The 25,667-nt window shown below is 43.4% G+C and carries 22 protein-coding genes and 1 pseudogene; 13 read left to right on the top strand and 10 right to left on the bottom strand.

What is annotated here, in order from left to right; translation table 11 throughout:
* Positions 1-441: 441 nt before the first annotated feature.
* The 3 genes from ACS8E3_RS07540 (at position 442) to sthA (ending at position 3,545) form a co-directional block, all read left to right on the top strand.
* Positions 442-1,281 (top strand): pyruvate, water dikinase regulatory protein, encoded by an 840-nt coding sequence (locus ACS8E3_RS07540; RefSeq protein WP_439243169.1) that lies wholly within the window; start codon positions 442-444, stop codon positions 1,279-1,281.
* A 62-nt stretch (positions 1,282-1,343) separates the two neighbouring features.
* Entirely contained in the window at positions 1,344-1,760 is a 417-nt protein-coding gene (locus ACS8E3_RS07535; protein ID WP_439242848.1) for a hypothetical protein, read from the top strand.
* 135 nt (positions 1,761-1,895) lie between these two features.
* Positions 1,896-3,545 carry a Si-specific NAD(P)(+) transhydrogenase gene (gene sthA, locus ACS8E3_RS07530; RefSeq protein ID WP_439242846.1) on the top strand — a complete coding sequence of 550 codons (1,650 nt, stop codon included), beginning with the start codon at positions 1,896-1,898 and terminating at the stop codon, positions 3,543-3,545.
* 180 nt (positions 3,546-3,725) lie between these two features.
* Here the strand turns inward: sthA and ACS8E3_RS07525 are convergent, their stop codons facing one another.
* The 5 genes from ACS8E3_RS07525 to ACS8E3_RS07505 all read right to left on the bottom strand — a co-directional run bounded on the left by ACS8E3_RS07525 (position 3,726) and on the right by ACS8E3_RS07505 (position 10,271).
* A complete protein-coding gene (locus ACS8E3_RS07525) occupies positions 3,726-4,964 on the bottom strand; it encodes an ABC transporter permease (RefSeq protein ID WP_439242844.1) in 1,239 nt (412 codons plus the stop codon).
* Complete coding sequence (locus ACS8E3_RS07520; RefSeq protein ID WP_439242842.1) at positions 4,964-6,265, bottom strand: ABC transporter permease; 1,302 nt, start codon at positions 6,263-6,265, stop codon at positions 4,964-4,966. Before ACS8E3_RS07520 ends, ACS8E3_RS07525 begins: the two co-directional genes overlap by 1 nt.
* Positions 6,266-6,271: 6 nt before the next feature.
* Entirely contained in the window at positions 6,272-7,459 is a 1,188-nt protein-coding gene (locus tag ACS8E3_RS07515) for an HlyD family secretion protein (protein WP_439242840.1), read from the bottom strand.
* A 181-nt stretch (positions 7,460-7,640) separates the two neighbouring features.
* Positions 7,641-8,498 (bottom strand): YihY/virulence factor BrkB family protein, encoded by an 858-nt coding sequence (locus ACS8E3_RS07510; protein ID WP_439242838.1) that lies wholly within the window; start codon positions 8,496-8,498, stop codon positions 7,641-7,643.
* Positions 8,499-8,618: 120 nt separating this feature from the next.
* Entirely contained in the window at positions 8,619-10,271 is a 1,653-nt protein-coding gene (locus tag ACS8E3_RS07505) for a TolC family protein (protein ID WP_439242836.1), read from the bottom strand.
* A gap of 215 nt (positions 10,272-10,486) precedes the next feature.
* On the opposite strand from ACS8E3_RS07505, the gene glpK reads away from it, so the two are divergent.
* The 8 genes from glpK (at position 10,487) to ACS8E3_RS07465 (ending at position 20,119) form a co-directional block, all read left to right on the top strand.
* The gene (glpK, locus tag ACS8E3_RS07500) at positions 10,487-12,067 is read left to right on the top strand and encodes a glycerol kinase GlpK (protein WP_439242834.1); all 1,581 of its coding nucleotides are present in this window, start codon (positions 10,487-10,489) and stop codon (positions 12,065-12,067) included.
* A gap of 461 nt (positions 12,068-12,528) precedes the next feature.
* Complete coding sequence (locus ACS8E3_RS07495; RefSeq protein ID WP_439243167.1) at positions 12,529-13,065, top strand: hypothetical protein; 537 nt, start codon at positions 12,529-12,531, stop codon at positions 13,063-13,065.
* A 151-nt stretch (positions 13,066-13,216) separates the two neighbouring features.
* Positions 13,217-14,584, top strand: a complete 1,368-nt coding sequence (locus ACS8E3_RS07490) for a sodium:solute symporter family transporter (RefSeq protein ID WP_439242832.1) — start codon at positions 13,217-13,219, stop codon at positions 14,582-14,584.
* Between the two features lie 315 nt (positions 14,585-14,899).
* Positions 14,900-15,922, top strand: a complete 1,023-nt coding sequence (locus ACS8E3_RS07485; RefSeq protein ID WP_439242830.1) for an endonuclease/exonuclease/phosphatase family protein — start codon at positions 14,900-14,902, stop codon at positions 15,920-15,922.
* A 214-nt stretch (positions 15,923-16,136) separates the two neighbouring features.
* A complete protein-coding gene (locus ACS8E3_RS07480; RefSeq protein ID WP_439243165.1) occupies positions 16,137-16,829 on the top strand; it encodes a TetR/AcrR family transcriptional regulator in 693 nt (230 codons plus the stop codon).
* A 334-nt stretch (positions 16,830-17,163) separates the two neighbouring features.
* Positions 17,164-17,577: an alternative ribosome rescue aminoacyl-tRNA hydrolase ArfB gene (gene arfB, locus ACS8E3_RS07475; RefSeq protein ID WP_439242828.1), complete on the top strand. Its 414-nt coding sequence runs from the start codon at positions 17,164-17,166 to the stop codon at positions 17,575-17,577.
* Positions 17,578-17,646: 69 nt separating this feature from the next.
* Positions 17,647-18,294, top strand: a complete 648-nt coding sequence (locus tag ACS8E3_RS07470) for a glutathione S-transferase (protein ID WP_439242826.1) — start codon at positions 17,647-17,649, stop codon at positions 18,292-18,294.
* Between the two features lie 142 nt (positions 18,295-18,436).
* On the top strand, positions 18,437-20,119 hold the full coding sequence (locus ACS8E3_RS07465) for an NAD-dependent malic enzyme (protein WP_439242824.1): 1,683 nt from the start codon (positions 18,437-18,439) through the stop codon (positions 20,117-20,119).
* Positions 20,120-20,511: 392 nt separating this feature from the next.
* Here the strand turns inward: ACS8E3_RS07465 and ACS8E3_RS07460 are convergent, their stop codons facing one another.
* Positions 20,512-21,051, bottom strand: a complete 540-nt coding sequence (locus ACS8E3_RS07460) for a peroxiredoxin-like family protein (protein ID WP_439242822.1) — start codon at positions 21,049-21,051, stop codon at positions 20,512-20,514.
* Between the two features lie 138 nt (positions 21,052-21,189).
* Entirely contained in the window at positions 21,190-21,879 is a 690-nt protein-coding gene (locus tag ACS8E3_RS07455) for a haloacid dehalogenase type II (protein ID WP_439242820.1), read from the bottom strand.
* A 651-nt stretch (positions 21,880-22,530) separates the two neighbouring features.
* Between ACS8E3_RS07455 and ACS8E3_RS07450 the strand changes: the two genes are divergently transcribed.
* Entirely contained in the window at positions 22,531-23,139 is a 609-nt protein-coding gene (locus ACS8E3_RS07450; RefSeq protein WP_439242818.1) for a TetR/AcrR family transcriptional regulator, read from the top strand.
* Positions 23,140-23,295: 156 nt separating this feature from the next.
* Here ACS8E3_RS07450 and ACS8E3_RS07445 read toward each other — a convergent pair whose 3' ends face one another.
* From ACS8E3_RS07445 to ACS8E3_RS07435, 3 genes and pseudogenes are all read right to left on the bottom strand, one after another.
* Positions 23,296-23,946, bottom strand: a complete 651-nt coding sequence (locus ACS8E3_RS07445; protein ID WP_439242816.1) for a DsbA family oxidoreductase — start codon at positions 23,944-23,946, stop codon at positions 23,296-23,298.
* A 37-nt stretch (positions 23,947-23,983) separates the two neighbouring features.
* A complete protein-coding gene (locus tag ACS8E3_RS07440) occupies positions 23,984-24,538 on the bottom strand; it encodes a carboxymuconolactone decarboxylase family protein (protein ID WP_439242814.1) in 555 nt (184 codons plus the stop codon).
* A gap of 273 nt (positions 24,539-24,811) precedes the next feature.
* Positions 24,812-25,315 (bottom strand): annotated as a pseudogene (locus ACS8E3_RS07435) (lactoylglutathione lyase family protein).
* 20 nt (positions 25,316-25,335) lie between these two features.
* On the opposite strand from ACS8E3_RS07435, the gene ACS8E3_RS07430 reads away from it, so the two are divergent.
* A partial coding sequence (locus tag ACS8E3_RS07430; RefSeq protein WP_439242812.1) for a LysR substrate-binding domain-containing protein occupies positions 25,336-25,667 on the top strand: 332 nt, incomplete at its 3' end.

The following is a 25,667-nucleotide window of genomic DNA, read 5'->3' as shown; positions in this document are numbered from 1 at the left end:
AATTTGGAAAAAGATACAAAATTTAGAGTTTTTTTGTGTCTTTATAGCTCAGCCGATACTGTAATAGCAACGACCACTCTTATCAGTAACCTAGATGTAGTGAGAATATTGCTAAAACTTAATAGGAAGTCGCTATAAAAGCAGCAAAGTAAATTGCTAATAGCGAGTAGAGTAGTTGAGAGTCTTTTTTATAGATACACTCGTACACTTTTGCCTCTACATCGATTCCTATTCAGGCGCTATTATGAGTATAATGTGAGGCATTAATATCAAAGAATTCCTTTAGGCTGACCGAGCCATAAGTAACCATCATAAAAATAGAGCGGCTAAAAATAAGCGGCTTCTCATTAATGAACACTCCATAGAGCACTGAGGTTGTTAGTTATGTATTTCAATAATCCGTCTGAACCAGATAAACCGACTATACAGAACCGGCATGCAATGAGCTTGGATAACTCACAAACGATAAGAAGTGCTTTTTTTATCTCTGATGGTACCGCCATTACCGCTGAAACTTTGGGTCGCTCGATTTTGAGTCAATTTGCTTCTGTGCCTTTTGAAACTCACGTTCTACCTTACGTCGATAGTATAGAGCGCGCTGAGGATGCGGTGGCGCGCATCAACATGGCCTATCAGCGTGATGGCTTATTGCCGCTAGTATTCGATACGATAGTCAGCCCTGAGATTCGCGAAACAGTCAACTCCGCCAAAAGCTGTAATTTAGATATGTATGAGGGGCTGATTGGCCGTATCGCTGAAGAGACCGGTATTGAGCCGGATGGTCACTCAGGGCATGCTCACGATAATGTCGACTCTGAGACTTATAAAGAGCGTATCGATGCGGTGCACTTTGCCTTAGATAATGATGATGGCGCGCGTACCCGCCATTATAGTATGGCGGATATCATTCTTATTGGAGTTTCTCGCTCAGGGAAGACGCCAACCTCTTTATACTTAGCCTTACAATTCGGCATCCGGGCGGCCAATTATCCGCTGACTGAAGACGACTTGTATGACAACCAATTACCAAAATCCTTGCGTGAGCATAAAGATAAGCTGTTTGGGCTAGTCATTAATACCGATAGGTTAGTAAAAATTCGCCAAGAGCGCCGCGCCGGTAGCCGTTATTCTAGCTATCAGCAAGTGCAGCAAGAGCAGCGCGCGATACAAGGCATTTATATCTCTCAAGGTATCCCAAACTTGGACGTCTCTGAGATGTCGGTAGAAGAGATTGCCACCCGAATCCTGCAAATGACCGGCCTAAAGCGCCGCATTGGTTAATAAGCCCTAATAGCTATTTGCTTAGCTGATTATTAGTCCTATTATTAAAAGTAGAGAAAACTATGAGTCTAAACCAAAACGCATCATCAAAATCACCAAAATCAGCGTTACTAGTAGCGACCCTGTTAAGCACTGCTACTTTATTAAGTGCGTGCCAAACCTCGCCATTCGCTCGTGAACCCGTACCTGAGCCCCGTTATATTCCTTCTATTGTATTAGGGGAGGCGCAAACCTTGACTATTATGCCAAATAGGGTAGCCTGCGCTTCAGCATTGCCTATGCAGTGCTTGCTTGCTAAGTCGAGCAAAGATGGCTCAGTATTTCAGATTCCTTATGATTGGATCGATGATTTCAAGCCGGCTCTTGGAACTGAATATACGATAAATGCGCGTCCACAGATCGATGAAGGCAAACAGCAGCTCACCGGGCATTGGACATTGCAAAGCATTTTGACACAGCGTATGGTAGGGACCCCTTAACGCTTAGCATCTTTAGCTTATAAATTTGAAAATACTATCTTAGTTTTTAGATATGAGCTTGTCTTAGCTATGACTGCAATCATTGAAAGCTTCAAAATTAAATAAATTAATAACTGAATAAATAAAGAGGATATTATGGGCAACAAACCTAAATCCGATACGACTAATGAGACGGGTGAAGATACTAGCACCGAGGTCTCGAATAAAGATAGCGGCAGCGCGCCAACCACGAAGCCTGAGCAAACCAAAGACGCCAGTAAAAAAGAAAAAATCGAGCAAACGCATGAACAAGTGACCGATGACATCATGCATCATCCAGACTTGGTCAATCCGCTAGATGATACTCGTATCGATATCAAATCAGAATTTACTAAAGACTCACAGCGCATTAAAAGCGATCAGCATGAATTTGAATATGATGCTGTGGTTTTGGGAGCAGGCCCTGCTGGTGAGGCGGCCGCAATGAAGCTAACAAAGTCTGGCAAAAAGGTCGCAGTCATTGACCCTCGTGAACAAGTCGGTGGCAACTCGACGCACGTCGGCACTATTCCTAGTAAGGCGCTACGTCAATCGGTTTTTAACCTCATTAACTTTCGCCGCGATCCTATGTTCACCAAAGCTTTAGAGTATCAGCGAGTACCACTCAATAAAGTATTGGCTAATGCGCGCCGAGTGATACGCGACCAAGTTAGTACGCACAAGCGCTTTTATGAGCGTAATCAGATAGATGTCATTCAAGGGTGGGCAAGTTTCGTTGATAAGCATACCTTACGCGTTGAAACCGATGAGAATATCTTTGAAACCGTCACCTTCAATAAAGCCATCATCACGGTAGGCAGCCGTCCTTATCGTCCAGAGATCTTAGACTTCAATCATCCGCGCGTTTTTGATTCTGATAAGATCCTACAGATGGATTATGTGGTCAGAAAAATTATAATTTATGGTGCGGGGGTTATTGGCTGCGAATATGCCTCCATCTTTACCGGCCTTGGCTACAAAGTGGACTTAATTAATAACCAAGGCAAGCTACTGAACTATCTGGATAGTGAGATTAGTGATGCTCTAGCGCATGACTTTAGACAATTTGGCGTACTCATTCGTAATAATGAAGAGATCGATCATTTAGAGACGCATGACGATCATGTCATTCTTTATCTAAAAAGTGGTAAAAAGATCAAGTCAGATGCCATTCTTTGGTCGAACGGACGTTCAGGAAATACCGAAGGCCTCAATGTAGAAGGGATCGGTCTAGAAGCTAATAGCCGTGGTCAGCTAAAAGTTGATGATCATTATCGTACCGAAATCGATAATATTTATGCTGCAGGTGACGTGATAGGTTGGCCTTCACTAGCCTCAGCTGCTTATGACCAAGGACGCTGTGCGGCAGCCTTTATGGTTGGTGATAGCGATGCCGAACCCGTCTCTAGCGTACCAACAGGGATTTATACGATTCCTGAGATATCGAGTATCGGTAAGACAGAGCAGGAACTGACTGATGAGCAAGTGCCTTATGAAGTCGGTCAGGCTTTCTTTAAACATCTCGCACGCGCGCAGATCATTGGGGAGCGCACCGGCGTTCTCAAGATACTGTTCCACCGTGAGACTTTAGAGATATTAGGTATTCATTGCTACGGTAACCATGCCTCAGAGATTATCCATATTGGACAGGCGGTGATGAAATGCAATGCCACGCTTGAGTATTTCGTCAATACCACCTTTAACTATCCAACGATGGCGGAAGCTTATCGAGTAGCTGCACTTAATGGTCTTAATCGCGTGTTTTAGATTTTTAATTAAGCTAGATTTTATTATTAAAAAGTGTCTGTATATTTTGCAGGCGCTTTTTTTTGATAGTTTGAGTGAGAGTTTTTAAGATGGTATCTACGCTTAGTAAAATAGTATGGTCACTAATTCAAGGACATTAAGCTAAAAATTGATATTCAATCTCGCTGTCCTTTATAAACCTCACTGTCCTCTATAAACAGTGCTATCTTTCTGCGCCAATCGCCGCCGCAGAAATAATAACAGTATAAAGTAAAATAACCACAAGCCAGCTAGAGCATAAAAGCCAGTCGCCACCTGCGCGATGCTAGCACCCATTTGATTGAGCTGTACCGAAGTATTAATAGCCGGGGTGGTCGGTACTAGCCAGCGCACGACTTGTAAAACCTCTGGCAGCTGATTGGCCGGCCACGGATAGCCACTCATAAAAAATACTGGCAATGAGCTAAAAATTAGAATCTGCATACTGCGCTCGCGTTGACGCAGCCATAAGCCAAACACGCAGCCAAGAGTGGCTACCGTTGGGCAATATATCAGCAGAAATAGCAGGCTACCGAGCATGTTTTTACCGCGAGGATAGTTATGCAGCTCAAACGCCCAGCCGTAATAGAAACAACCCACTAAAAAGCTCAGCGTACCGAGCGCCGCAATACGTCCTAGCCAACCACGAATACTGGTAGCATGACGACGGTTCTCATACCAAGACCCTACGAGCATCGCTGCCGCTATCAGCAAGGTTTGCTGCAAAATAATAATAGATACCGCCGGCACCACGTAAGCACCATAGCCTTCGGTTTGATTGTATAAAGGCGCGATTTGTAAGGGCACCGCCTGGGTGTTTTGCGCGGCAGTCGGCATATAAGCTCCTTGCGCCACGCTTTTTTTGACTTCTACTCCTGCTGAGACGGTGCTGACCGCCTGCAAAAACCCGGTTTGCACGTTTTTATTTAATAGAAAATAACCACCGTTACCCAGTACGCTAACGCTAGCGGCTTTGCCAGCCATGACTTGCTGTTCAAGTCCGACTGGAATAATCATAAAGCCTGCTATCTCATTGCTCCAGATGGCTTCTTTGGCTTGCTGCTCATCCACGAAGTTTACCGTGTCTAATTGCGGGCTAGCACTAGCATAGCGGACGATAGTCCGAGATAGATCGCTACGATCATAATCAACAATGCCGACAGGCACATTATTCACGACTTCTGAAGAGTAAGGCCAAGGATAAAAGAAACCATAAATAATTGGCGCAATAATTAACATAAGCAGCACACCTTTATCGCTAAACACATCGACAAGGGTCTGCTTAAAGTTTGCCCAAAAAGTCTTAGAGGTCGCATTATCAGCTGTTGGCACAGCATTTTTGTCTAAAGGCTCTGAGTCTATAGTCGCTTTTTTGCTTTGCTCTACGGGTAGTTTTGCCATCAGCGTGCTCCCCAACGTTCAGGATGGGCTAGGGCACGCTTCGCAAATAGCGCTGACAGTATCATCGAGATTAGCACCGCTAACAGTAAACCGTAGAGAATAGGTAATGATATCGTCACCGGAGCATGCATTTGTATTTGGGCAATCTGCAGTTGCAGATAGTGTGTCAAAGGTAGAGCATCCGCCCAATGTTTGGCGCTGTCGGTAATAGCGATATAAGGATAAGTCACCCCAGCAAAAGCATAAGAGGGCACTGAGATAAAGCCTGTCGCTGACAAGCCCATGCGCAAAGAAAACGAGGTCAAAGTAAAAAAAGCCCCAAGCCAAAAAGATAAGATCATCAGCAACAAAAACCCTAAGTAAGTGATGATAATAGAATCAAAGCTGACCACCTGTTGTAAAGTGGCTAACCATATAGCCAGTGCTGCCCATAAGCTATAAGCCAGTAATGGCCAAAAGTATTTACCAAGTAAGCCAAAAAATAATACGGATAGACTAGTCTGGATCTTTGGATTCTCAGCGGATAATAACTGCTCATCTTTTGTCAGCGTGGGCTTATCAGCAGAAGGCGGTGCGGCTTGCTCGTTGTTGGCTATGCTTAAGCGTGGATGACCTGTATCGATAAAGCGATACCAACGCCCGAGCTGCTTATCGCGTAGCTCGCGACCGATAGTCGTAGCACCAACCACCATCGCTAAGATATGCAATAACGCCGGAATCACTGTCGAGCCCAAAAACTGCTGATAGTTAGTCACGGTGTTAAACAGGCTCGTACGTTGGATACTGATAGGCGAGTAATTGATGGCTGCCTGCGAGGGCGACATCCCTTGCTTAACCAGACGCTGAATCTCCACCCCAGCTGATAGCGTACCGGTGACGGCTTGTACGCTAGTCTGAATAATGCCAGAGTGAGTGCCATATTGCGCGTTGACTTGTAGCAGCACTGGCGCAGGTTTGCTAGCTAAGATATTGGTCGAAAAACTATCTGGGATAACCACTACGCCGTAGATATCGCGTTGCAAAATAGCGGCTTCAGCGTCGGCTGTCGAGCCATAAAGCCTCGCAACCTTGAGATTAGGATGTGCGTCCAAATAACGAACCAAGGTGTTAGCGACCGGACCATTGTCTTCATCGATAACGCCAATCGGTAAGTCAGTGATTTGCGTCTGTGAAAAAATCCACCAAACTAAGAGGATAGTCGCTAGCGGAATCCACAAAATCATCGCTAAATCCCAAGGGTTTTTGGCAAAAAACCGCCGCTCGTAACTAGCACTGCGTACAAAAGCTTGTATCAGACGCATGATTAGTTACTCTTGGTTTGATGAAGCCGTTTGACTAGAAGACGGCAAGTTCACGTTTTGAGGATTGATGTCTACTAATACGCTCATACCAGAGCGAATGCGGGTATCAGGGCTGCTCGGGCGCGCTTTTATCTCGAAGGTACGCACATCGAAGCCATCATCATTGTTAGTCGGTCGCCAAGTAGCAAAGTCTGATAAGCTAGAGGAAGCATAGACAGTGAAGGTCTTAGTATAGGGACGCTCAGATGCAGATAGAGCCGGAATGGTGCCGGTAAACTGTTGACCGATAGCAAATTGATTCAGATAATCTTCGGTCACGTTAAGCACAACCCACTGATCATCGGTATTGACTAAGGTTAGTATTGGCACGCCTTGGCCGATAACCTCGCCGGCGCTGACGATTATATTATCCACCACCCCAGCGATAGGGCTTTTTAGATTGGCTTCTTCTTTTGCAACCAATGCCTCCTCTAGTTTGGCTTCGACTTGCGCCACTTGCGCATTAGCGGCCGACTTATCCTCACTACGCGCGCCTTCCATCGCTAGCTCGTATTGCAAACGCGCCGCTTCGGTCTGGTCTTGAGTCGCAAGATATTGAGCGTAGGCTTCATCGCGCTTTTGCCGTGCCATAAGACCTTCTTGATAGAGACGATTGACCCGCTCGTAGGTATTAGCCGCCAAGTCTGAGGCTGCTTTATTCGCTTGCCACGCGGCTTTTGCCTGCGCAATCTCTTGCGGGCGTGCGCCATTTTCAGCTTTATCCAATTGGCTTTGCGCCGCATCAAGACCCGCTCGTGCTTGATTGACTTTGGCATTGATCTCTGGTGATTCCATCTCAATGAGCTGTTGTCCGGCTTCTACCTTATCGCCTTCGGTGACTAATATCTGTGCGATACGTCCAGGTACTTTGGCCGCGATAGAGGTCTGCTTCATTTGCATCTGACCTTGCAAAGTGATGCTCTTAGGCGCATTTGATTGACTACTTTTATATAGCCCATAAGCGATCACTGCCATTACTATCAGCAGCACTATTGCGAAGAGAGCTTTTTTTATTTTTGCGGCGTTGTCTGCTGGTTTTTTATGCTGATAGGGCATCGTCAATTGCTCTAGCTCCTCAGTATCATTAGAGGGCTTCCTATCATGAACCGGGTCTAATTTATTGACATCATCAGCGTCGTTATGAGAGTTAGCCATGATATGACGTTCCTAAAGCAAGTAAGTTGAGAATAAAAGGCACTGAGAATAAAAATAGATATATAAGTTAACCACATCAAGGCTAGCAAGACCTGTTTTAAATCAGCGCTCACTGATATAGATTAACAGTTCACGCCATTGCACTAGAGAGGTTTTAATAGCTTGTTCAAATAATAGCTTATCAATAAACATGAACCGCATAAGGTTTAGAATCTTCTATGCTCTCGGAGTTATAAATTGCGCCGAAGGCGACGATAAAGGCTGAATAGTAAAGCCACAGCATAATGACCACCGCAGCTGATAGCGCGCCAAATTCAGCGCTATAGTTATTGAAGTTTTGCACATAAATCGAAAATAACACCGACAACAAAATCCACAGCACAGTAGCGAGGGCGGCCCCTGGCATTAGTTTTTTTAGCGCTATGGCATCACGATTTGGGGCGAGACGATAGAGACCCAAAAAGCTAATAAATATAATGCCTGCTAATATTGGCCACCTGCTCCAAAGCGCTATAGTCTTAGCGATTTGCGGAAAAGGAAAGTAGTTAGCGATCAGTGGAATAAGCGCGATAGAGGAGATGGCTATGATCAAGACCACTAATGCTGCTAAAGTTAAACTAAGCGCGCGGATGGTGCCTTGAATAAAGCTGCGTTCTTGAGTAATACCAAAAGCGGTATTAATAAGAATAATCAATGATTTGATCCCTTTGGAGCCTGCGTAAAGCGCTAACAATGAGGAAAGCAGTAAACTAAAAGTCAGCGCTGACGCGGTATTAGAGACCAGCTGAGTCAAACGAGAGTCAAGAACGTCATAGACGGTTGGTGGTATAAACTGACGTAACAGTAAGATCTGTTCTTGCATCTCAGCAGGTGAAAAAGCAAGTCCGTAAATCAGCACGAATACCGCCATTACTGGAAAGATAGATAAAAAACCAAAAAACCCTACACTAGCGCAGTGCGCCCAAACGTTAGAGGTGTTTGCGATACGCCATGTCTCTAAGATAGAGTGCAGTCCACTTACTAATTTATTCTTTTTCATAAAGCAATAATCACAAGATAGTTAATACAGTTTAGTTAGAAATAACGTTGTTATTGTTAGTTTTTTCATCATCATTATAAAGGCTCATCAACAGCTGTCATGATGCCAAAGCCCTAGTCGTTATTCAGTATATAAAGTAGGGAGCCTTATATCAGCAGCGTTAAGATAAGCATTAAAAGCAAGCGGCGTGCCACAACTTTGCATCAAACTGGCCAATGCTTGTACATAATCATTGGCAGCTTGCGCTTGTTCAGTGCGTGCTTTGAGCGCTTGAGTCTGCGCTTGTACTACATCGATAGTCGTGTTTACGCCTTCTTGCAGTCCTAAACGGCGTAGACGTAATACCTCTTGTGCCAGATCGACGTTACTCTGCAGTGCTTGATACCGAGCCTGAGCATTATTGACGTCATTCCAGTTTTTTTCCACTAATAATAACAGATTGTCACTGACTTCAATCTCAGACAAGTCGGCTTGACGTATGCGCGCATCGCTAGCAGCTAACGATGCCGTTTTATCAAGCCCGCCCCACAGCTTCCAACTGGCAGATACGCCCGCAATCCAGCTCGGATCTTTTTCAACTTGACTAAACCCATACAGTAGTACGGTTGGCTTATAACCAGTATCTGACAAAGCTCGCAGCTGCTGCGCTTGCGCGCGCTTTGCCGCGACTTTTTGCAACCCCGGATGGTTCGTAAGTGCTAAGTTCTGATAGTAGCTGACATCGCTCAAAGGCTTGCTCGAGACGAATAGCGGGGTAGTCGGTTTGATACGGTAATCGGTACGCAGCAGTCGCTGCAGTGCAATCATGGCTAGACGGGCATCGTTATTGGCTTTGATAGATTCGCTCTTTGCATCAGCAAGCGCAGATTGTGCTTGCAAGCGATCTACTCGCGAAATAAAGCCTTCTTCGAATAATCGCTGCGCGGTGTGATCCGTCTGTTGTAAAGTATCATAAGCATCTTCACGTAAATAAGCGGCAATAATAGCCAGTTGCGCCTTGAAGTAGCGCTCAATAAGCGTGTTATAAAGCTCGTTTTTGTCTAATATACCATCAGCGACAGCTTCTTGCGTACGAGCGTTAGAGGCTCCGGTTAGTGCTTTGGTACGTCCAGCGGTATACACTGGCCACGCCACCCCAAGACCTGCTCCTGTGGTGGAGCCTGAACGTTTAAAGTCGTAAGAGTCGGGAAGACGCTCACCGACAATCTCACCAAAATTAGGCAAATCTGGTACAGGCGGAATAGGCGGCGCTAAATTATTCATACCTGAGCTATCAAAACCATTGCCCACATTATTGACACCGTCAATGACTCTATTTCTTAGCGATGATAAATCGATATCTTCTTGGATTTTGTAGGCATTTGCAGATAATTGAGCGAACACAAAAGGCCGATCTACCGTCGCAAGTGCGTCTGTCTGATATTCACTAGCGGCGATAGCGGCTTGATTAGCGGCGAGCTTTGGCGACACTTGGAATAAGGTGCTTTGTGCTTGCTCTAAGCTTAAAAAGCTGGACACTTCTAACGGGTAGCTATTGGCAACACTTTTATGAGTAATGGGATCAATGAGGGTGTCTAGGCTAGAGGTTGCTGCTAGCGGCTCTGATGGAGGGTAGCTAATCTCATTTACGGGAGCACTCCTATCTACAATTTGCGTATTAGCATTAATAGAGGCGGCTGTAGGAGTATAAGTATCTGCTAAAGCCTGACCTGAAGCGTTAGAGAGCATCAGGGTGATTATCATAGAAGGTAGAGACAATAACGCAAATTTCATAATAAAGGTAAACCACTCATCAAGATATAGTGCTGATTTTAGGGCATTATAGCCCTGTTAGGGTTGACACACCAGTTTTAGGTTTAGACTAAGCGTTGTGCAATATCTATAAAGTTATAACAGCTATAAAGTTACAACGGCTATAAAAATGTGCAATAGCAAATAATGCTATAGTCGATATTATATAAAACAACTATAACGTTGAGGAGTAGGGAATGGCAGGGTACATTTTAGCCTTGGATCAAGGCACGACTTCTAGCCGCGCTATTATATACGATGACCAGGCCAGTACTGTCAAAATCGTGCAAAAGCCGACGAAACTTATCACACCAAAAGCCGGTTTTGTCGAGCAGGACGCTCAGCAAATATGGCAGACGCAAATCAGCTGTGCTCATGATGCCATTAACCAAGCGGGATTGTTAGCCACAGACATCACCAGTATTGCCATTACCAATCAGCGTGAGTCCATTGTGGTTTGGGATAAAGCGACAGGCAAACCATTAGCCCCAGCGATCATTTGGCAAGATAGACGTACCGCTAGCTACTGTGAGACGCTAGCCAAAAAAACCATCTCGCATCAGCGTAGCGTTGCACAAGAGGTACGTAGCATCACAGGATTACGCTTAGATCCTTACTTTAGCGCCAGTAAGATCGCTTGGTTATTAGAAAACAACCCGGATATTAAAGCGCGCATCGATGCTAATAAAACCGAGGAGCTGGCGATCGGCACTATTGATAGCTGGCTCATTTATAAGCTGACAGGTGGCGCGCATGTCATCGATGTGACTAATGCTTCTCGCACTTTACTATACGATATCAATAAGCTGGCATGGTCGAGTGAGCTGTGCGCGCGCTTTGACATTCCTATGTCGATACTACCGAAAGTCTTACCCTCCGATGGCGACTTTGGTAAAACTAAAAGAGGTCTATTTGCCAAACAGATCGCTATTCAAGCCGTGCTTGGGGATCAGCAAGCGGCTTTATTTGGTCAAGGCTGCCTTGAGCCTGGCATGGCTAAAAACACTTACGGTACGGGCTGTTTTATGCTGATGAATATAGGTCAGATGCCGAAACTCAGCGAGCAGCAACTGCTTACCACCATAGCTTGGCAAAAAACAGCTGGACAAAGTCGCGCTGAGCAACTCACCTTCGGACAAATGGTAGAGTCGGGTAGGCGGCTATTACAAATCCCAAAAAAACAAACCACTTATGCGTTAGAGGGCAGTGTATTTATGGCTGGCGCTATCGTGCAGTGGCTGCGAGATAACCTTGGTATGATTAATGAGAGCCAAGATATAGAGCGCTTAGCTCAGCAAGTTGATAGCAGCGAAGAGGTAGTACTATTGCCAGCATTCACTGGTCTTGGCGCACCGTATTGGCGCTCAGATGTCAGTGCTAGCATAACGGGTATGAGTCGGGGCACTACTAAGGCCCATATCGCCCGTGCGGCATTAGAAGCCATCGCTTATCAGACCTATGATGTGTTGATTGCCATGCAAAAAGACAGCCCTCATCCTTTGACTGAATTACGAGTTGATGGCGGGGCAGCTAATAATGATTTGTTAATGCAGTTTCAGGCTGATTTGCTAGGTGTACCAGTACTACGTCCGATAGATACGGAGATTACCGCCAAAGGAGCTGCGATACTAGCTGGCCTGAAATCTGGACTATATGATGAAAGTATTATGATAGATTCTTGGAAAGTAGAGCGTAGCTTTGAGCCGATGATGTCAGAAGCGGAGCGTCAGACTCATTTAGACAAATGGCAGAATGCCGTGACTCGCGCGCTGACTTAGCTTTGAGTTTTGACGGCAGCTTTATAAAGGTTTAATTAATAGATACTTAATAAGCTATTAAGCAGTGTAAATCTGCTACAAACATACATGCTGTAACGTAAGCTAATATTGGCATTGACATAGTTTACATATCCGCTGTAGCTACCACTACTAAGATAATTTTATACTTAGATAATGATGAGTTTGATTATTTGATAGCTAACTAAACTACTTCATTTACACGAGTCGAGTTGAGCTATCAGCCAGCCCTCATTGAATAATTTTAAATTTATAACTATTTATTAAAGGATTAAGCAATGAATAACAATAAAACTGACAATATCATTAATAATGAACCTAGAGTAGATGTCAATGGCAATGTCATTGATGCTAACGATCGAGTCATTACTAGTGATAATATGGAAGTCGCTGATAAGCAGCGCATTATGGATGATAATGCACGCCGTATGGCGGATCAAGAAATGGTCGATAGAAAAGTTGTCACTAACGATCCTGACAATATCGATCGTAGTGAAGTGAAACACATGTCAAAAGAATCAAAAGACGATCTAAATGCTGATATGATTACCGGTGAGCCAGGGTCGCATCCGGTAGGCACTGGTATCGGCGGCGTCGGTGGCGCAGCCGCAGGTGCGGCTATTGGTTCGATGGCAGGTCCACTAGGCACTTTAATCGGTGGCGCTATCGGTGCAGTCGTAGGCGGCGGTGCAGGTCATGCTTCAGCTGAGGCGATTAACCCGACTCATGAAGAAGCTTACTGGCGTGCAGAGCATGTGAATGCAAGCTATTACAGAGAGGGTCATGACTTCGATCGTGATCTGCATCCTGCTTATGCGGTAGGTTACGCTAATCGCGCAAAATACCCAGCTGATGCTCGTTTTGAAGATCATGAAAATGACCTTAAACGTTCTTGGGAAGAGGTGAAAGGTGAGTCGCGTATGGAATGGGAAGAAGCGCGCCTAGCATCACGTGATGCATGGCATCGTGTTAGTAAATAATGCAATAAAAAGCATTCTACTTGTTACTAAGAAATCAAAAGCTTCTAGAGTCATTCTAGAAGCTTTTTTTGTGCTCATATTTTTAGCGTAAAGCGATTATAAAGTTATGCTATTCTAAGATTATCTATCATAACTTCTATAAAGAAAGCAAATGGCTATCACCAATGACCCTTCAGCAAATAAACCTATACTAAGTGCCTCTGAGCTGTCTCACGATGTTGCTAGCTTTTATCAAGGTAAGTCGCGACAAGGACAGGCGCCAGGTCTTTGGACACTAGTACTATCTCAAGTCACCACTTGGATCTTTGCCCGCTCACTGATGAATGCCGCTATTTTAGGCTTTGTCTATGGTATTGCGGGCGTTTTAGCTTATGGAATGTATTATTTTAGCTTTGTTAGTGGCGCGCATATTGTCGATAGCCTACGCTTCAAGCATGGTTTTAATAATATGCAAACCTTTATGCGTGCTAAGTTCGGTAAAGCCGGCGAACACTGTTTTAATGCGGTGATTAGCTTTCGCTTAGTGAGCGAGATATTTAGTAATTTATTAGTGTTTGGTTTTATTACGACCTTGTTTGTGGGCTTTAACGAGACCTACTTAATAGTATTTATTGCCATTGCTACTTTGATCTATTCTGCAATCGGCGGTTTACATACGGCGCTAAAGACCGATGTCATGCAAGCCTCGCTGACTATCGTGGCAATCACAGTGCTAGCCATCGCTATGTTTATGCACCCGCTATTCTCTTTTGCCGATATTGTCAGCTCTTCTAACGCCGCCGATAATAAAGGTTGGGTATTATTGATCGTTGCCTTTATTCAAGTTTGGAGTTATCCGGCCCATGATCCAGTGATGACGGACCGCGGTTTCCTAGCAGATCGCAACACCACCAAAAAGTCGTTTTATTATGCCGCGCCTATCTCCATGATTTGCATTATGCTATTTGGTCTACTCGGTGTATTTGCTCAGTTGAATAATGCCGGCGGTGCTACTGAGGTCACGCAAACACTGAACACTTTATTTTCGCCAGCGGTGATGCTGTTATTTTGTTTTGCATTGATAGTTTCAGCGATATCGACGCTCGACTCAACTTATGCGAGTGCCGCTAAGCTCGTCGCTGTCGATATGAAGCTCATCAAGCCTACGGTTAGAAACGGCAGATTAGTCATGATCGGCTTTTTGCTGGCAGGCTTAGGTTTTATTGCTACTGGGAGCAAGGACTTATTTGACGCCGTCGCTATCAGTGGTACTGCTTCGCTATTTTTAGCGCCGGTAGTATTTTTTAGTATTTGGTCCGATTGGGAGGTTAAGCCTTGGGCATTGCTCGCTAGCTTCGCTTCAGCTTTACTAGCGGGTATCGTTTATATGTTAGAAAACGCGGGTTATATCGTTATAATGACCCCGCTGTTCGGTGCAGAGCACAAATACGTCAAGCTGTTAATACTTTGCGTTATAGCCTCATTAATTGGTTGCTTGGCTTTTATATTCGCACATATAAGGGCGCAACCGAAGGCATAAATGATTATACAAAATGCCTAAGCTATATTGACGAGTATTAGTTGTAATAAAAACCTTTAAATTGGTTCTATTATTCAGTAATAAAGCAAACATACTTTATGAACACGTGTTCAACACTAAAATAGGCTACTTGTGCTATGTTAAGACAGTTGATGTTTAAGTCAGCTTTGTGAGGACTATAGTAGATATATGAGTGACTATACATAATATGTTATATAGCACGTTATTCTAGTATGCTCACCTAGAAGGCTTTGCATGCTTTGACTTTTTATCTATACTCTGTTTTAAACATATAATAAAAATAATAGGTTGTTTATGAGCCAAGAGACTGCCAGTAATAATAGTTTTTATATTGCGACTGCTAACTTATTGAATCTTGCCAATCCCAATCGTATCTTTTACGATAACGCGCCAGCTTATACCAATAAGACGTACGAGCATAAATTAAAAGGGTTAAGCAATTTATTATCCAACGCTCATGCTGATATCATCGCCGTGCAGGAAGCTTGGGATAGCGAGGCAGTTGAGTCGTTGGCGGTGTCATTAGGGTTTGAGCCTAAGGATGTTATTATTCCTTTAGCCAGTAATGATCAAGCAAGCCCTTATACGCATGGAGAAGGCGCTACAGGTACGCCTGCCGTTGGTATTATTAGCCGCTTTGATCCGATAGAGACGAGTTTGCTAGAAACAGTCGTTGATGAAGCGACAATCGATATTCCAGATATTGGTCTTTATCGTCAGTTTAAACGTCCGCCATTATTAGTCAGAGTCAATGCCTATGGTCAGCCTATAACGATTATCACCGCTCACCTAAAAAGTAAACGTGCTTTTTTCTTACGTGATGACGCGGGTAATTTGTTAGAAGATATGGATGATCCTAACATTCGGGTTCGCGCCAAACTGCGTAGTCTGTGTATGCGGGCTGCAGAGGCAGCATCTATAAGAATGACGATTATAGAGCGCCTAAAGCATACTCGAGAACCTTTGATACTACTTGGCGACATGAACGATGTCACTGGCAGTGTGACTACTCAGTTGATGACAGAGACAGGGGAGGTAAATTATGATAAAAGTATGCGCGATGTATCATTATTCGATGCAGCTCGCGTGCAAGCACGTTATGGCTGGATGAAGGACGTGGCATATACTCATATTTATCAAGGTATGCCAGAGGTGATTGATCAGTTGTTTGTCTCAGAAGAGTTTTTGCCCGAGAGTAAATTTGCCCTTGGTCATGTCGAGCGAGTAGATTATTTTAACGACCATCTAAAATGGGACTATGCTGATAGAGTCACTGATCATGGTATTATACGAGCGAAAATAAAAATTCATGGCTAGTGCGATATTTCATTAGCTATTACATTGTGGTTTCGACCAACTCCTATTCTTGCCTCCTGAAGCTCAAGTGCAAACGATGCAATATTAGCATTCGCGAGCGATATTAATAGCTATCATACGTCTATTATTGTAGGGCTATTAAAGCACTTAATTTAGTGCTGATAAGATGATAAAGGTGAGCCATAGAAATAGGGTTAATATTAAGAGGTTTATGATGAGTGGACAAAAAGACGACAAGATTGAAGATGTGTTAGTAGACTCAGAGCTGGCCAAAAAACTGGTACCGAATAAATTTAAGTTTACCAGCCAACAAGGCCGTGCTCGCCGTCAAAAACTATTGATGGGCGCTAAAAAGCTCAGTGAAACAATGCCTATCAATGATATTACTTTAGCGGCAGTATGTGAAGAAGCGGGTATACCGCGCGCTTCTGCGTATCACTTTTTTCCTAATATTGAAGCGATATTTTTGGCATTAAGATTCTTAAATGCGATCGATATCTTAGAGATATTAGCGACCGTTGAGACCGAAGATTATGACAGATGGCAGGGTTATTTGACTGCACTTATTAAGCGCTGCGTTGATATCTTTCATGATGATCAAACCAAAGCCAAACTGATATATGATACTAACACTCCTGACTTTGAGGGTGACGGTTTCGGTGAGGATATGGATCATCAGGTCATCGAACTGGTCCACAAGCGCTTATCTGAGCGTTATGAGATGCCTGATTTTGAAAGTATGAAAGAGATTTTGTTAGTGACTTATGGCATTATCAACGCGATATTCACCTTATCTTATCGCCGTCACGCTAGTATCACAGAGCACTATGTACAAGAAGCCGGAACGGCATCAATCGCGTATCTACGCTGCTACTTACCAGAGAAGCTACCGCGCAAAAACAATTAAGCGCCAATTTAAATATATCTACTATCAAGAAACCGACTATATGTCGGTTTTTTGATTATTGAGAGTATAGTTTTCAGTGAAATATGAATTAAAGGCGATTGAATGACTTTTAGCCTACTGTTTATTAGCATGACAGCAGCCATACAATCTGCATCTCAAAAGTAAATCCTCAGTAAGATGCTATCCTTTTATAGCGTCTTTATAGCACTGAGACACCAATGAGCACAGCTATCTATTGTATTTTACTCAATTACGCTTATCATGGATAGCTAATGAGCGTTCATGATAAGTGTAAATAACGCAAGAACTATAATTAGAATTATGACTTAACACTATGATTTTTATTACTAAAAGCATTAGCCTTCATGAGCATGAGATAGAAGTTAGTGCCATACGCGCCCAAGGCGCTGGCGGGCAAAACGTCAATAAAGTGGCCTCTGCTATTCATCTGCGTTTTGATATAAAAGCCTCAAGCCTAAGCGACATACTAAAATCGCGTTTGCTAGAGAGCAAAGACAGCCGGATCAATAAAGAGGGGGTGTTTGTGCTCAAAGCGCAGCAATACCGAACCCAAGAGCGTAATAAAATAGATGCCATCGAGCGTTTACAGGCCTTTATCAAGCAAGGCACTTATGTGAGTAAAACTCGAAAAGCAACGAAGCCAAGCCGTAATGCCAAACGTAAGCGAGTAGATAATAAGACTCAGCGCGGCAAAATCAAGGCGCTAAGGGGCAAGGTTGATTACTAACTAAAGCTCTAAATGCATCGAGCACTGCAGTTACATCCATAGACTTTAATTAAATTGCGAGACCCTTCTATGAACTCTTTATCTCCTCGTTTATACTCATTCCGTCGCTGCCCTTATGCCATGCGCGCTCGTCTTAGTCTATTGTTCGCCGAAGTAGCAGTAGAGCTGCGAGAGATCGTTCTGAAAAATAAACCAAGCCAGATGTTAGCGATTAGCCCGAAAGGTACAGTGCCGGTCTTGCAGCTGAATGAGGGTAGGGTGATTGAAGAAAGCCGAGAAATCATGATATGGGCGCTTGAGCAAAGAGATAGACAAGGGTTACTTGATGCTAAGGTTCTCAAGCAGGCGAATGACTTACTCGAAAAAAATGATCATGAATTTAAACACTGGCTAGATCGCTACAAATATGCAGACCGTTATCCTGAGATGAGTCAGACAGAGTATCGGCAAAGGGGCGAGGTGTTTTTACAGGTTTTAGAGGCACAGTTAAATAAACACGCTTATTTGCTAGGCGATAGCACAAGTATTGCTGATATTGGGATTATGCCTTTTGTACGCCAATTCGCTCACGTAGACCGCGACGTTTTTTATGGTCTGCCTTATCCAAAGCTGCAAAGGTGGTTACAGTATTGGCTGGAACATCCGCTATTCAAGCAAGCTATGACTAAGTTTGATCCTTGGCAGGAAGGAGATGAGGTAATCATATTTCCTAATTAAAGTAGATATATCATTCAGCCAGTTTAAAATGACATTATAAAAAATGAATTAGTCATCTATTGGCAAGTACAAGCTAATGCTATGTATAATGAGACGATAGAACATTTCTTTAGCCATACGCTTTTAACTAGAAGATTTTATTATGCCAAACAAACGTCCGTTGTATATTCCTTTCGCTGGACCAATACTATTAGAAACTCCATTATTAAACAAGGGCAGCGCTTTTACCTCAGAAGAACGTGATAGCTTTAATTTAACAGGATTGTTACCTCACAATATTGAGACCATTGAAGAGCAATCTCTGCGCGCTTATCATCAACTTCGCTCATTCACTGATGATATGGATAAGCATATTTACTTGCGCAATATCCAAGATACTAATGAAACCTTATTTCATCATTTGATTGAACAGCATATTGAAGAAGTCATGCCGCTCATCTATACCCCCACAGTTGGGCAGGCTTGTGAGAAATTCTCACAAATTTATCGCCGCAAACGGGGTATATTTATCTCTTATCCTGAGCGCCATAAAATCGATGATATGCTGCAAAATGCCACCAAACAAAAAGTAAAAGTGATCGTAGTCACTGACGGTGAGCGTATATTAGGCCTAGGCGATCAAGGCATTGGCGGTATGGGCATTCCCATTGGAAAATTGTCTTTATATACCGCTTGTGGCGGTATTAGTCCCGCTTATTGTCTACCGATCTTATTGGATGTCGGCACCAATAACCAACAACTGCTTGACGACCCTATGTATATGGGCTGGAGAAACCCACGTATCTCAGGCGACGAATATTATGAGTTTGTCGATCTATTTATTCAAGCGGTTAAGCGGCGCTGGCCGGAAGTATTATTGCAATTTGAAGATTTTGCGCAAGAAAACGCGACGCCACTATTAAATAAATATCGCGATCAAATATGCTGCTTTAACGATGATATTCAAGGAACGGCTGCGGTCTCAGTCGGTGCCTTGATTGCCGCCTGTTTAGAAAAAGGTGAAAAGCTTAGTCAACAAAAAATAGCGTTTTTGGGTGCAGGATCCGCAGGCTGCGGTATCGCTGAGCATATTGTTCGCCAAATGCAGCGTGAAGGGTTGACTGAAGAGCAGGCACGCAAACAGGTATTTATGGTGGACCGTTACGGCCTACTGACTGATAGCATGACAGAACTACAAGAATTTCAAGTGCCCTTAGTACAGAAAAAAGCAGATATTGAGCATTGGGATAAGAGTCAAAAGCTTGGTTTAGCGCAAGTGGTTAAACAAGCAAAAATCACCGTATTGTTTGGGGTCAGTGGGCAAAAAGGTCTGTTTACACAAGAGGTGATTAAATTTTTATGCGCTAATACTGAAAACCCAATTGTATTACCGCTATCAAACCCAACGTCTCGTGTCGAAGCCACACCGCAAGAAGTGACAAACTGGAGCGACGGTCGCGCAATCATTGCTACGGGTAGTCCTTTTGCTAACACCACTTATAATGGTCAGTCTTTTGAGGTGTCACAGTGTAATAATAGCTATATATTTCCAGGTATTGGCTTAGGGGTTTTGGCAGCACGAGCGACAGGTATCAGCGATAATATGCTTATGGCAGCAAGTCAAGCCCTAGCAGATATCTCAGTGCAGTACGAAAAGGCACCCGGTGCTATCTTACCGCCAATTAGGTTTATTCAAGAAATTAGTAAAGAAATTGCTTATGCTGTAGCTCTACAAGCGGTGCAAGATAAGCTAGCTTTACCGGTGACGGCAGAGAACCTACAACGTCGATTACAAGCTAACTTTTGGTTACCTAGATATCGTAGTTATCGCCGTACTTCTTTTTAGGTTTATAAAATATAAAGAGAAAAGCCGACTGTGATTAAATATAGTAGTCGGCTTTTCTTTCAAAACTTGATTCTAAAAACAAGACCTGTTATCAAACCCTAATATCATCCACGCCATCTAAGCATTTCGTAAAATGCTGCTTAGTTGCCTCATTAGTCATAGCTGCTGATTTAAAAGCAGGTAGACTCGCTGAGGTGGCGGTAGATGGCTGGCAAGTGGAGACGTATCTGCTATATCTAATTTATCCAAAACAGCGGTTAATTGACCCGCTATTTAATGCGGTCAAAGAGTATTTGATTGAACGAGTAGCGGAGGTATTAAGGTAATCCAAAATCAGCGGTGTTCTCGGCTTAGGATTACCTAACATAATCAGCTCTTATTTATAATGACGTTCAACCATGTGTACCACGGATAGGGTAATCATTTTCGCGAATAAATGATAAGCCTTCTGCAAGCCTTTCAAGTTCAGGTCTTGCAAAGGGAGCGTTTGAGATATCAATGATTTGAATCTCGCCTTTGGCGTTAATAACGAATACACCAGGCTCTGCAAAGGGGTGATCGGTCTCTTTTTCTGAGCGTGGATCAGAGATATAAAGTCCCAGCTCATTCATTTGCTTAACGGTTAAGCCGTAAGCTATTGGGAAATTGATATCCTCTAGTTCTTCTAAATGCGCTTCCAACTGCTGCTTGCTATCGCCTGATATCGCTAAGATATCAACACCCGCATCAGCAAATGATTCCTTTATGGTTTCTAACTGATTAAGGTATTTGGTACAAATTGGGCAATGTTTACCGCGATAAACCACCACTAATTTCCAGTCATGACCATTTTCAGGTTTGCCAAGTGTTGTCGTCTCGCCATTTAGCTTGTGCACTTGTATCTCAGGAAATTGACTGCCAGCCTGAAGTTTTTGAGTATTATCCGATTGCATAGTTATATCCTTTTTAGGGCTATATTAAAGTGAATGAAATTAAAATACTTTTTTATATTAAACATAATGCTAAAGGCGAAAAAAGTAGAAAAACCACCCCTATTGCTGTCATTTCAAGATTCACAGTAGCGCTATTAATTATTTTTTAGAGATAATTTGCTCAGCGAGCGTGATAAGATCTGGCGCCATAAAGTTTGGTGTCGGCACATTAGTTGCAGGCAACATGGCATTATAAGGACGTTTGAGAAATGCTCCTTGACAACCAGCTGCTTGCGCGCCAATAGTATCCCAGAGGTGACAGGCGACAAGGCATAGATCTGATATCTCAACCGAGAGCGCCTTTGCTACGCTTTGATAAGTCTCAGGCGCAGGCTTAAACTTAGCCACGCTCTCAACACTAAAAGAGCGCTCAAAAAACTTACTTAATCCTGCATTTTCGAGTGGCGTAGGGGAGGCGCTACTCGCTGAGTTGGTCAAAGTGGCCAATCTAAACCCTGCGTCACGTAATTTGGTTAACGCTGGTATGGCATCAGCATGAGCTGGCATCTCGCTCATACGCTGCTTAAACTCAGTGATATCCTTATTTGTTAGCGTAATCTCATGAATATCAGCCGTCATCTGTAGCGCACCAACGCCAAGCTCGCCAAAAGGCGTATAAAGACCCGATAAGGTCATGGTTTGTGAATAAAGCACTAACTGCGCGAACCATTCTCTGAGTATGCGCTCATCAGTAAATAGCCGAGAAAACAGTGGCGCTAGGGTGTCGATATCAAGTAAGGTCTCATTGACATCAAATACGATGACTGAAGGTGAATAATGAGCGCGCATAAAAGATCCTTTTTAAGTCATAGTGCTATAGGTCAGAGATATTTCGGTTAGTATTGTTATAGTCAGTTCGAAATAAATCGATACGCTAATATGAGCGTGCTGCTGGGATAAATTTTGCGCAGCCTCTGTCAGCGTAGACACAGCACGCAAGTAAAATTTGTACCAGCAGCACTGTATCGGTTTTAGAATGTGTCAACTACACCCAATATAAAAGTCTTCCCTCGGCCACAATTAGCCCAAAGCATCAAGCAATTGCCCCTACAGTAACTGTAGTTGAGCAAGCATTCAAGTTAATTTGAGTAATCGTTCAACTTTGATTATTACAATATCATATCGTTATTGTATTATGCTTTATCTATAAAGGATCTATAGAGCTAATATAGCCGTTCAAGAAGTAACTCATTCTGTTAGTCAGTCAGGTTGCTATAATAGTTGGTAATCCTGAGATAGAGTGGTCTAAAAGCTTCACCTTAAATAGGGTATAATGTATGTAAGATAAGCTCTCAGAGAACAACCAAAGAGTGGTTATAAAGCTTTAACTAAACTCTAAAGATAGACCAAGATAAGATTGAGTAAGAGCTCAAAAATGACGCTATAACTGTTTATCCTTTAACGATTATCAGTCATAGCTTTTAAAAATTGGAAGGTTTGATGTCACGTACTACACTTTATAATCGTCAAGAAGCTTTGGAGCGCGCTATACAGCTGTTTTGGCAAAAAGGTTTTCATGCCACCTCTTTAAAAGATATTGAGCAAGCTCTCGATATGCGCCCAGGAAGTATTTATGCTGCTTTTGGTAACAAGGATGGCCTGTTTCAAGAGGCGCTGGATCATTATGCCCAAGCTTCATTGACTGAGCTTGAACGTATACTCGCCAAGCACCAGTCGCCTATATTCGGGCTGGCTGAATATATGCGTCAGCTTGGCGGGATACGTGATAAAGATATACCGAGTCGGGCCTGTATGTTGGTCAAAAGCTTGCTTGAGCTTGGTACGCGTGAACAATTAGCGTTAGATAAGGTAGAAAAATTACTAGCGGGCATGGAGGCGCGTTTTGGCGAGTGTTTCGCTGAGGCGCAGCGGTTAGGCGAGATGGATGACACGCTTGATGCGACTAGGCTGGCGCGTCGATTACAGGCAGAGGTTATGGGTTTGCGTGCCTTTGCTCAGCGTGATGTCGAAAGCCAAGCGGTACACGAGCTGGCAGAAGATATGGCATCATCGATAGAGAGCTTACGTAATGACGAGTCTGTTCACTAAGTAAGCGTAGTCTTGATAAGTGCGCTTTGTCAGTATTTAGCTAGAACCATAAGTATTAACGCTTATATCGATAAAATCTAGAAGGACGACTTAATATTATAAGTCGCCCTTTTGATTTTTGTGCTTTGTCCCTTATTCTTATTGTTGACTAGTGCTCTATCTTGGCATATCTGCCAACTGCTGCAAGATGCTTTTAAAATTCTCGACCCCTTGAGCGCCGCTGACCAAGTGTTGTTGATTAAAAATAACAGAGGGTACGCTTTGAATGCCTTGCTGCCGCCATTGCTGCTGCGCTTGACGAACTTTGTCAGCAAAGCGTTGGTCTTCGAGTACGGTAAGCGCTTCCTTACGATCTAAGCCAATCTCCGCTGCAATATCTGCAAGTACCTCTCTACTAGAGAGCGCTCTTGCATGAGTGAAGTGAGCGGCGAGTAGTGCTTGTTTTAACTCATGCATACAGCCTTGCTGATCAGCCCAGTGCAGTAGTTGATGCATATCAAAGGTATTATAAGTGCGCGTCTCTTCGGTGAAGTTAAACTCAAAACCTACCTCTGCGCCAGCCTCCGTTATACGAGCACGCATGGCATCAGATTGCTCTTTGCTTGAGCCGTACTTATTGGCGATATGCTCACGCCAGTTTCTACCTTCGCTTGGGGTATCAGGATTTAACTCAAACGGATGCCAATGAATCTCATACTCAGTGTTCGTTTGCTTGAGTGCTTCAGCCAATTGACTATAACCGACGGCACACCAAGGGCAAACCACGTCTGAGATGATATCTATTCTGAGTGGGGTTGCTTGATTCATAATCTCTCCCTGATCTTGTACAGACCGTTTCGCTCAATTAGTCTGCTTTTTGCCAGGCAAATTTTTCAAACGGTTTATCTACTGGGGTATTGGCAAGATGATTGGTGTAATTACTCATTACTTTTTGCGCTGCCCCTAATACCACCTCTAATACTTGGCGCTTAGTAAAACCTGCGTCCAAAAATGCTTGTACTGCCTCATCATCGACATTACCACGATTGCGGATGACGGAGAGTGTAAAGTCACGTAGCGCTTCTAACTTTTCGGTTGGTAAAGGGGTCTCGTCACGCAATGCATCAGTGATAGCATCATCAACTTTCATGCTTTGTGCAATCCCAGTATGGGCAGGTACGCAGTAATGACACTCATGCTCGACGTTAATGGTTTGCCAAACAACGGTGGTCTCTTCATCATTAAAGCTACTATCTAAGAACAGTTGATGAAGACGCTGATACCCTTCAAGCAAACCAGGTGCTTCAGCCATAACGGCGTGCAAGTTTGGGATCATACCAAAGGCGCTAAGCGAGTTATCTAACAAAGCTTGGCTGTTTTTTTGGGCAGTTTCTTTATTGTATAAAGTAAAATCGGTCATATAAAATCCTCAGCAGAATATTTTAGTGAAATTAAGCATGGTTTTGATGGATAGCTAGAAATTAAGGCATGTAACGCAAGTAATACATTGTTAGCTGACTTAATGAGACCACTATAAACCATTTTGAGCAATCACTCAAATATAAATTGAATGATTGCTCAAGTATTTGTAATTCTCGTTAACATTGCCGCTTTCTTAGCCGAGTTGCAATACGCCAAAAGCGGTCTTTACGTATAAAGACCGCTTTGAAAAACCTATTGCTATAGATATAGGTTAGTAGGCGCCCTCGCTATAAATAAGCTCATAGCTATGGCTATATATCTCAACAATATTACCAAACGGGTCTTCCATATAGATCATACGGTAAGGCTTCTGACCAGGATAGTAGTAACGAGGTTTTTGCATACGCTTCTTACCACCAGCGGCGACGATGCGTTCAGCAAGCTCTTCTACATTTGGATCTTGAACACAGAAATGAAAGATACCTGTCTTCCAGTATTCAAAGTTATTTTCAGGATCTTCTTGATTTTTGAACTCAAATATTTCAACACCGACGCGATCACCTGTTGATAAATGGGCGATACGAAAGCTGCCTCAATCAGCGCCAAACACCTCAGTACACATCTCACCAATCGCTCTGTCATCCTCAATAATATTAGTCGGCTCCATAATAGTGTACCAACCCATGACTTCGGTATAAAACTTAACCGCGGCGGCTAAATCTGGGACTGACAGACCAATATGTGAAAAACTTCTTGGGTAAACATGACTCAGCATTTGAAGGTAAGGTGCGCTTAATGTCACCTGGTAGTGTCGGGCTCAAGCTCTATCCCAAGCTATTATCATTACAACAGCAGCACCCTAAGCTCATCATTGACTATCGCTTTGCTCCAAACCTAGATATCGAACGGGCACTTGTTAATCATGAGATTGACATAGGTTTTATGACAACTATTTCAGCGTCAGAGACGATAAGCTGTCAAGCTATTGCAACAGAAGCTTTGATGTTAGTGACGCCGGCTAGTATTGAGACGCCAAGTTGGGATACTCTAATACAACTTGGATTTATTGATCATCCTGACGGCGCACATCATGCCAGCATGTTGCTCAGCGCCAATTATCCAAAGTT

It is taken from the genome of Psychrobacter sp. 2Y5, assembly GCF_051847375.1.
In the GTDB taxonomy this organism is placed as follows: domain Bacteria; phylum Pseudomonadota; class Gammaproteobacteria; order Pseudomonadales; family Moraxellaceae; genus Psychrobacter.
The sequence above is the reverse complement of the archived record's forward strand: the minus strand, read 5'-3'. Positions and strand labels throughout refer to the sequence as shown.

Coding starts and splice junctions, on each gene's coding strand:
- ACS8E3_RS07540 (WP_439243169.1), top strand. CDS start 442: ATGAGCTTGGATAACTCACAAACGATAAGAAGTGCTTTTTTTATCTCT.
- ACS8E3_RS07535 (WP_439242848.1), top strand. CDS start 1,344: ATGAGTCTAAACCAAAACGCATCATCAAAATCACCAAAATCAGCGTTA.
- sthA (WP_439242846.1), top strand. CDS start 1,896: ATGGGCAACAAACCTAAATCCGATACGACTAATGAGACGGGTGAAGAT.
- ACS8E3_RS07525 (WP_439242844.1), bottom strand. CDS start 4,964: ATGGCAAAACTACCCGTAGAGCAAAGCAAAAAAGCGACTATAGACTCA.
- ACS8E3_RS07520 (WP_439242842.1), bottom strand. CDS start 6,265: ATGCGTCTGATACAAGCTTTTGTACGCAGTGCTAGTTACGAGCGGCGG.
- ACS8E3_RS07515 (WP_439242840.1), bottom strand. CDS start 7,459: ATGGCTAACTCTCATAACGACGCTGATGATGTCAATAAATTAGACCCG.
- ACS8E3_RS07510 (WP_439242838.1), bottom strand. CDS start 8,498: ATGAAAAAGAATAAATTAGTAAGTGGACTGCACTCTATCTTAGAGACA.
- ACS8E3_RS07505 (WP_439242836.1), bottom strand. CDS start 10,271: ATGAAATTTGCGTTATTGTCTCTACCTTCTATGATAATCACCCTGATG.
- glpK (WP_439242834.1), top strand. CDS start 10,487: ATGGCAGGGTACATTTTAGCCTTGGATCAAGGCACGACTTCTAGCCGC.
- ACS8E3_RS07495 (WP_439243167.1), top strand. CDS start 12,529: ATGGTCGATAGAAAAGTTGTCACTAACGATCCTGACAATATCGATCGT.
- ACS8E3_RS07490 (WP_439242832.1), top strand. CDS start 13,217: ATGGCTATCACCAATGACCCTTCAGCAAATAAACCTATACTAAGTGCC.
- ACS8E3_RS07485 (WP_439242830.1), top strand. CDS start 14,900: ATGAGCCAAGAGACTGCCAGTAATAATAGTTTTTATATTGCGACTGCT.
- ACS8E3_RS07480 (WP_439243165.1), top strand. CDS start 16,137: ATGAGTGGACAAAAAGACGACAAGATTGAAGATGTGTTAGTAGACTCA.
- arfB (WP_439242828.1), top strand. CDS start 17,164: ATGATTTTTATTACTAAAAGCATTAGCCTTCATGAGCATGAGATAGAA.
- ACS8E3_RS07470 (WP_439242826.1), top strand. CDS start 17,647: ATGAACTCTTTATCTCCTCGTTTATACTCATTCCGTCGCTGCCCTTAT.
- ACS8E3_RS07465 (WP_439242824.1), top strand. CDS start 18,437: ATGCCAAACAAACGTCCGTTGTATATTCCTTTCGCTGGACCAATACTA.
- ACS8E3_RS07460 (WP_439242822.1), bottom strand. CDS start 21,051: ATGCAATCGGATAATACTCAAAAACTTCAGGCTGGCAGTCAATTTCCT.
- ACS8E3_RS07455 (WP_439242820.1), bottom strand. CDS start 21,879: ATGCGCGCTCATTATTCACCTTCAGTCATCGTATTTGATGTCAATGAG.
- ACS8E3_RS07450 (WP_439242818.1), top strand. CDS start 22,531: ATGTCACGTACTACACTTTATAATCGTCAAGAAGCTTTGGAGCGCGCT.
- ACS8E3_RS07445 (WP_439242816.1), bottom strand. CDS start 23,946: ATGAATCAAGCAACCCCACTCAGAATAGATATCATCTCAGACGTGGTT.
- ACS8E3_RS07440 (WP_439242814.1), bottom strand. CDS start 24,538: ATGACCGATTTTACTTTATACAATAAAGAAACTGCCCAAAAAAACAGC.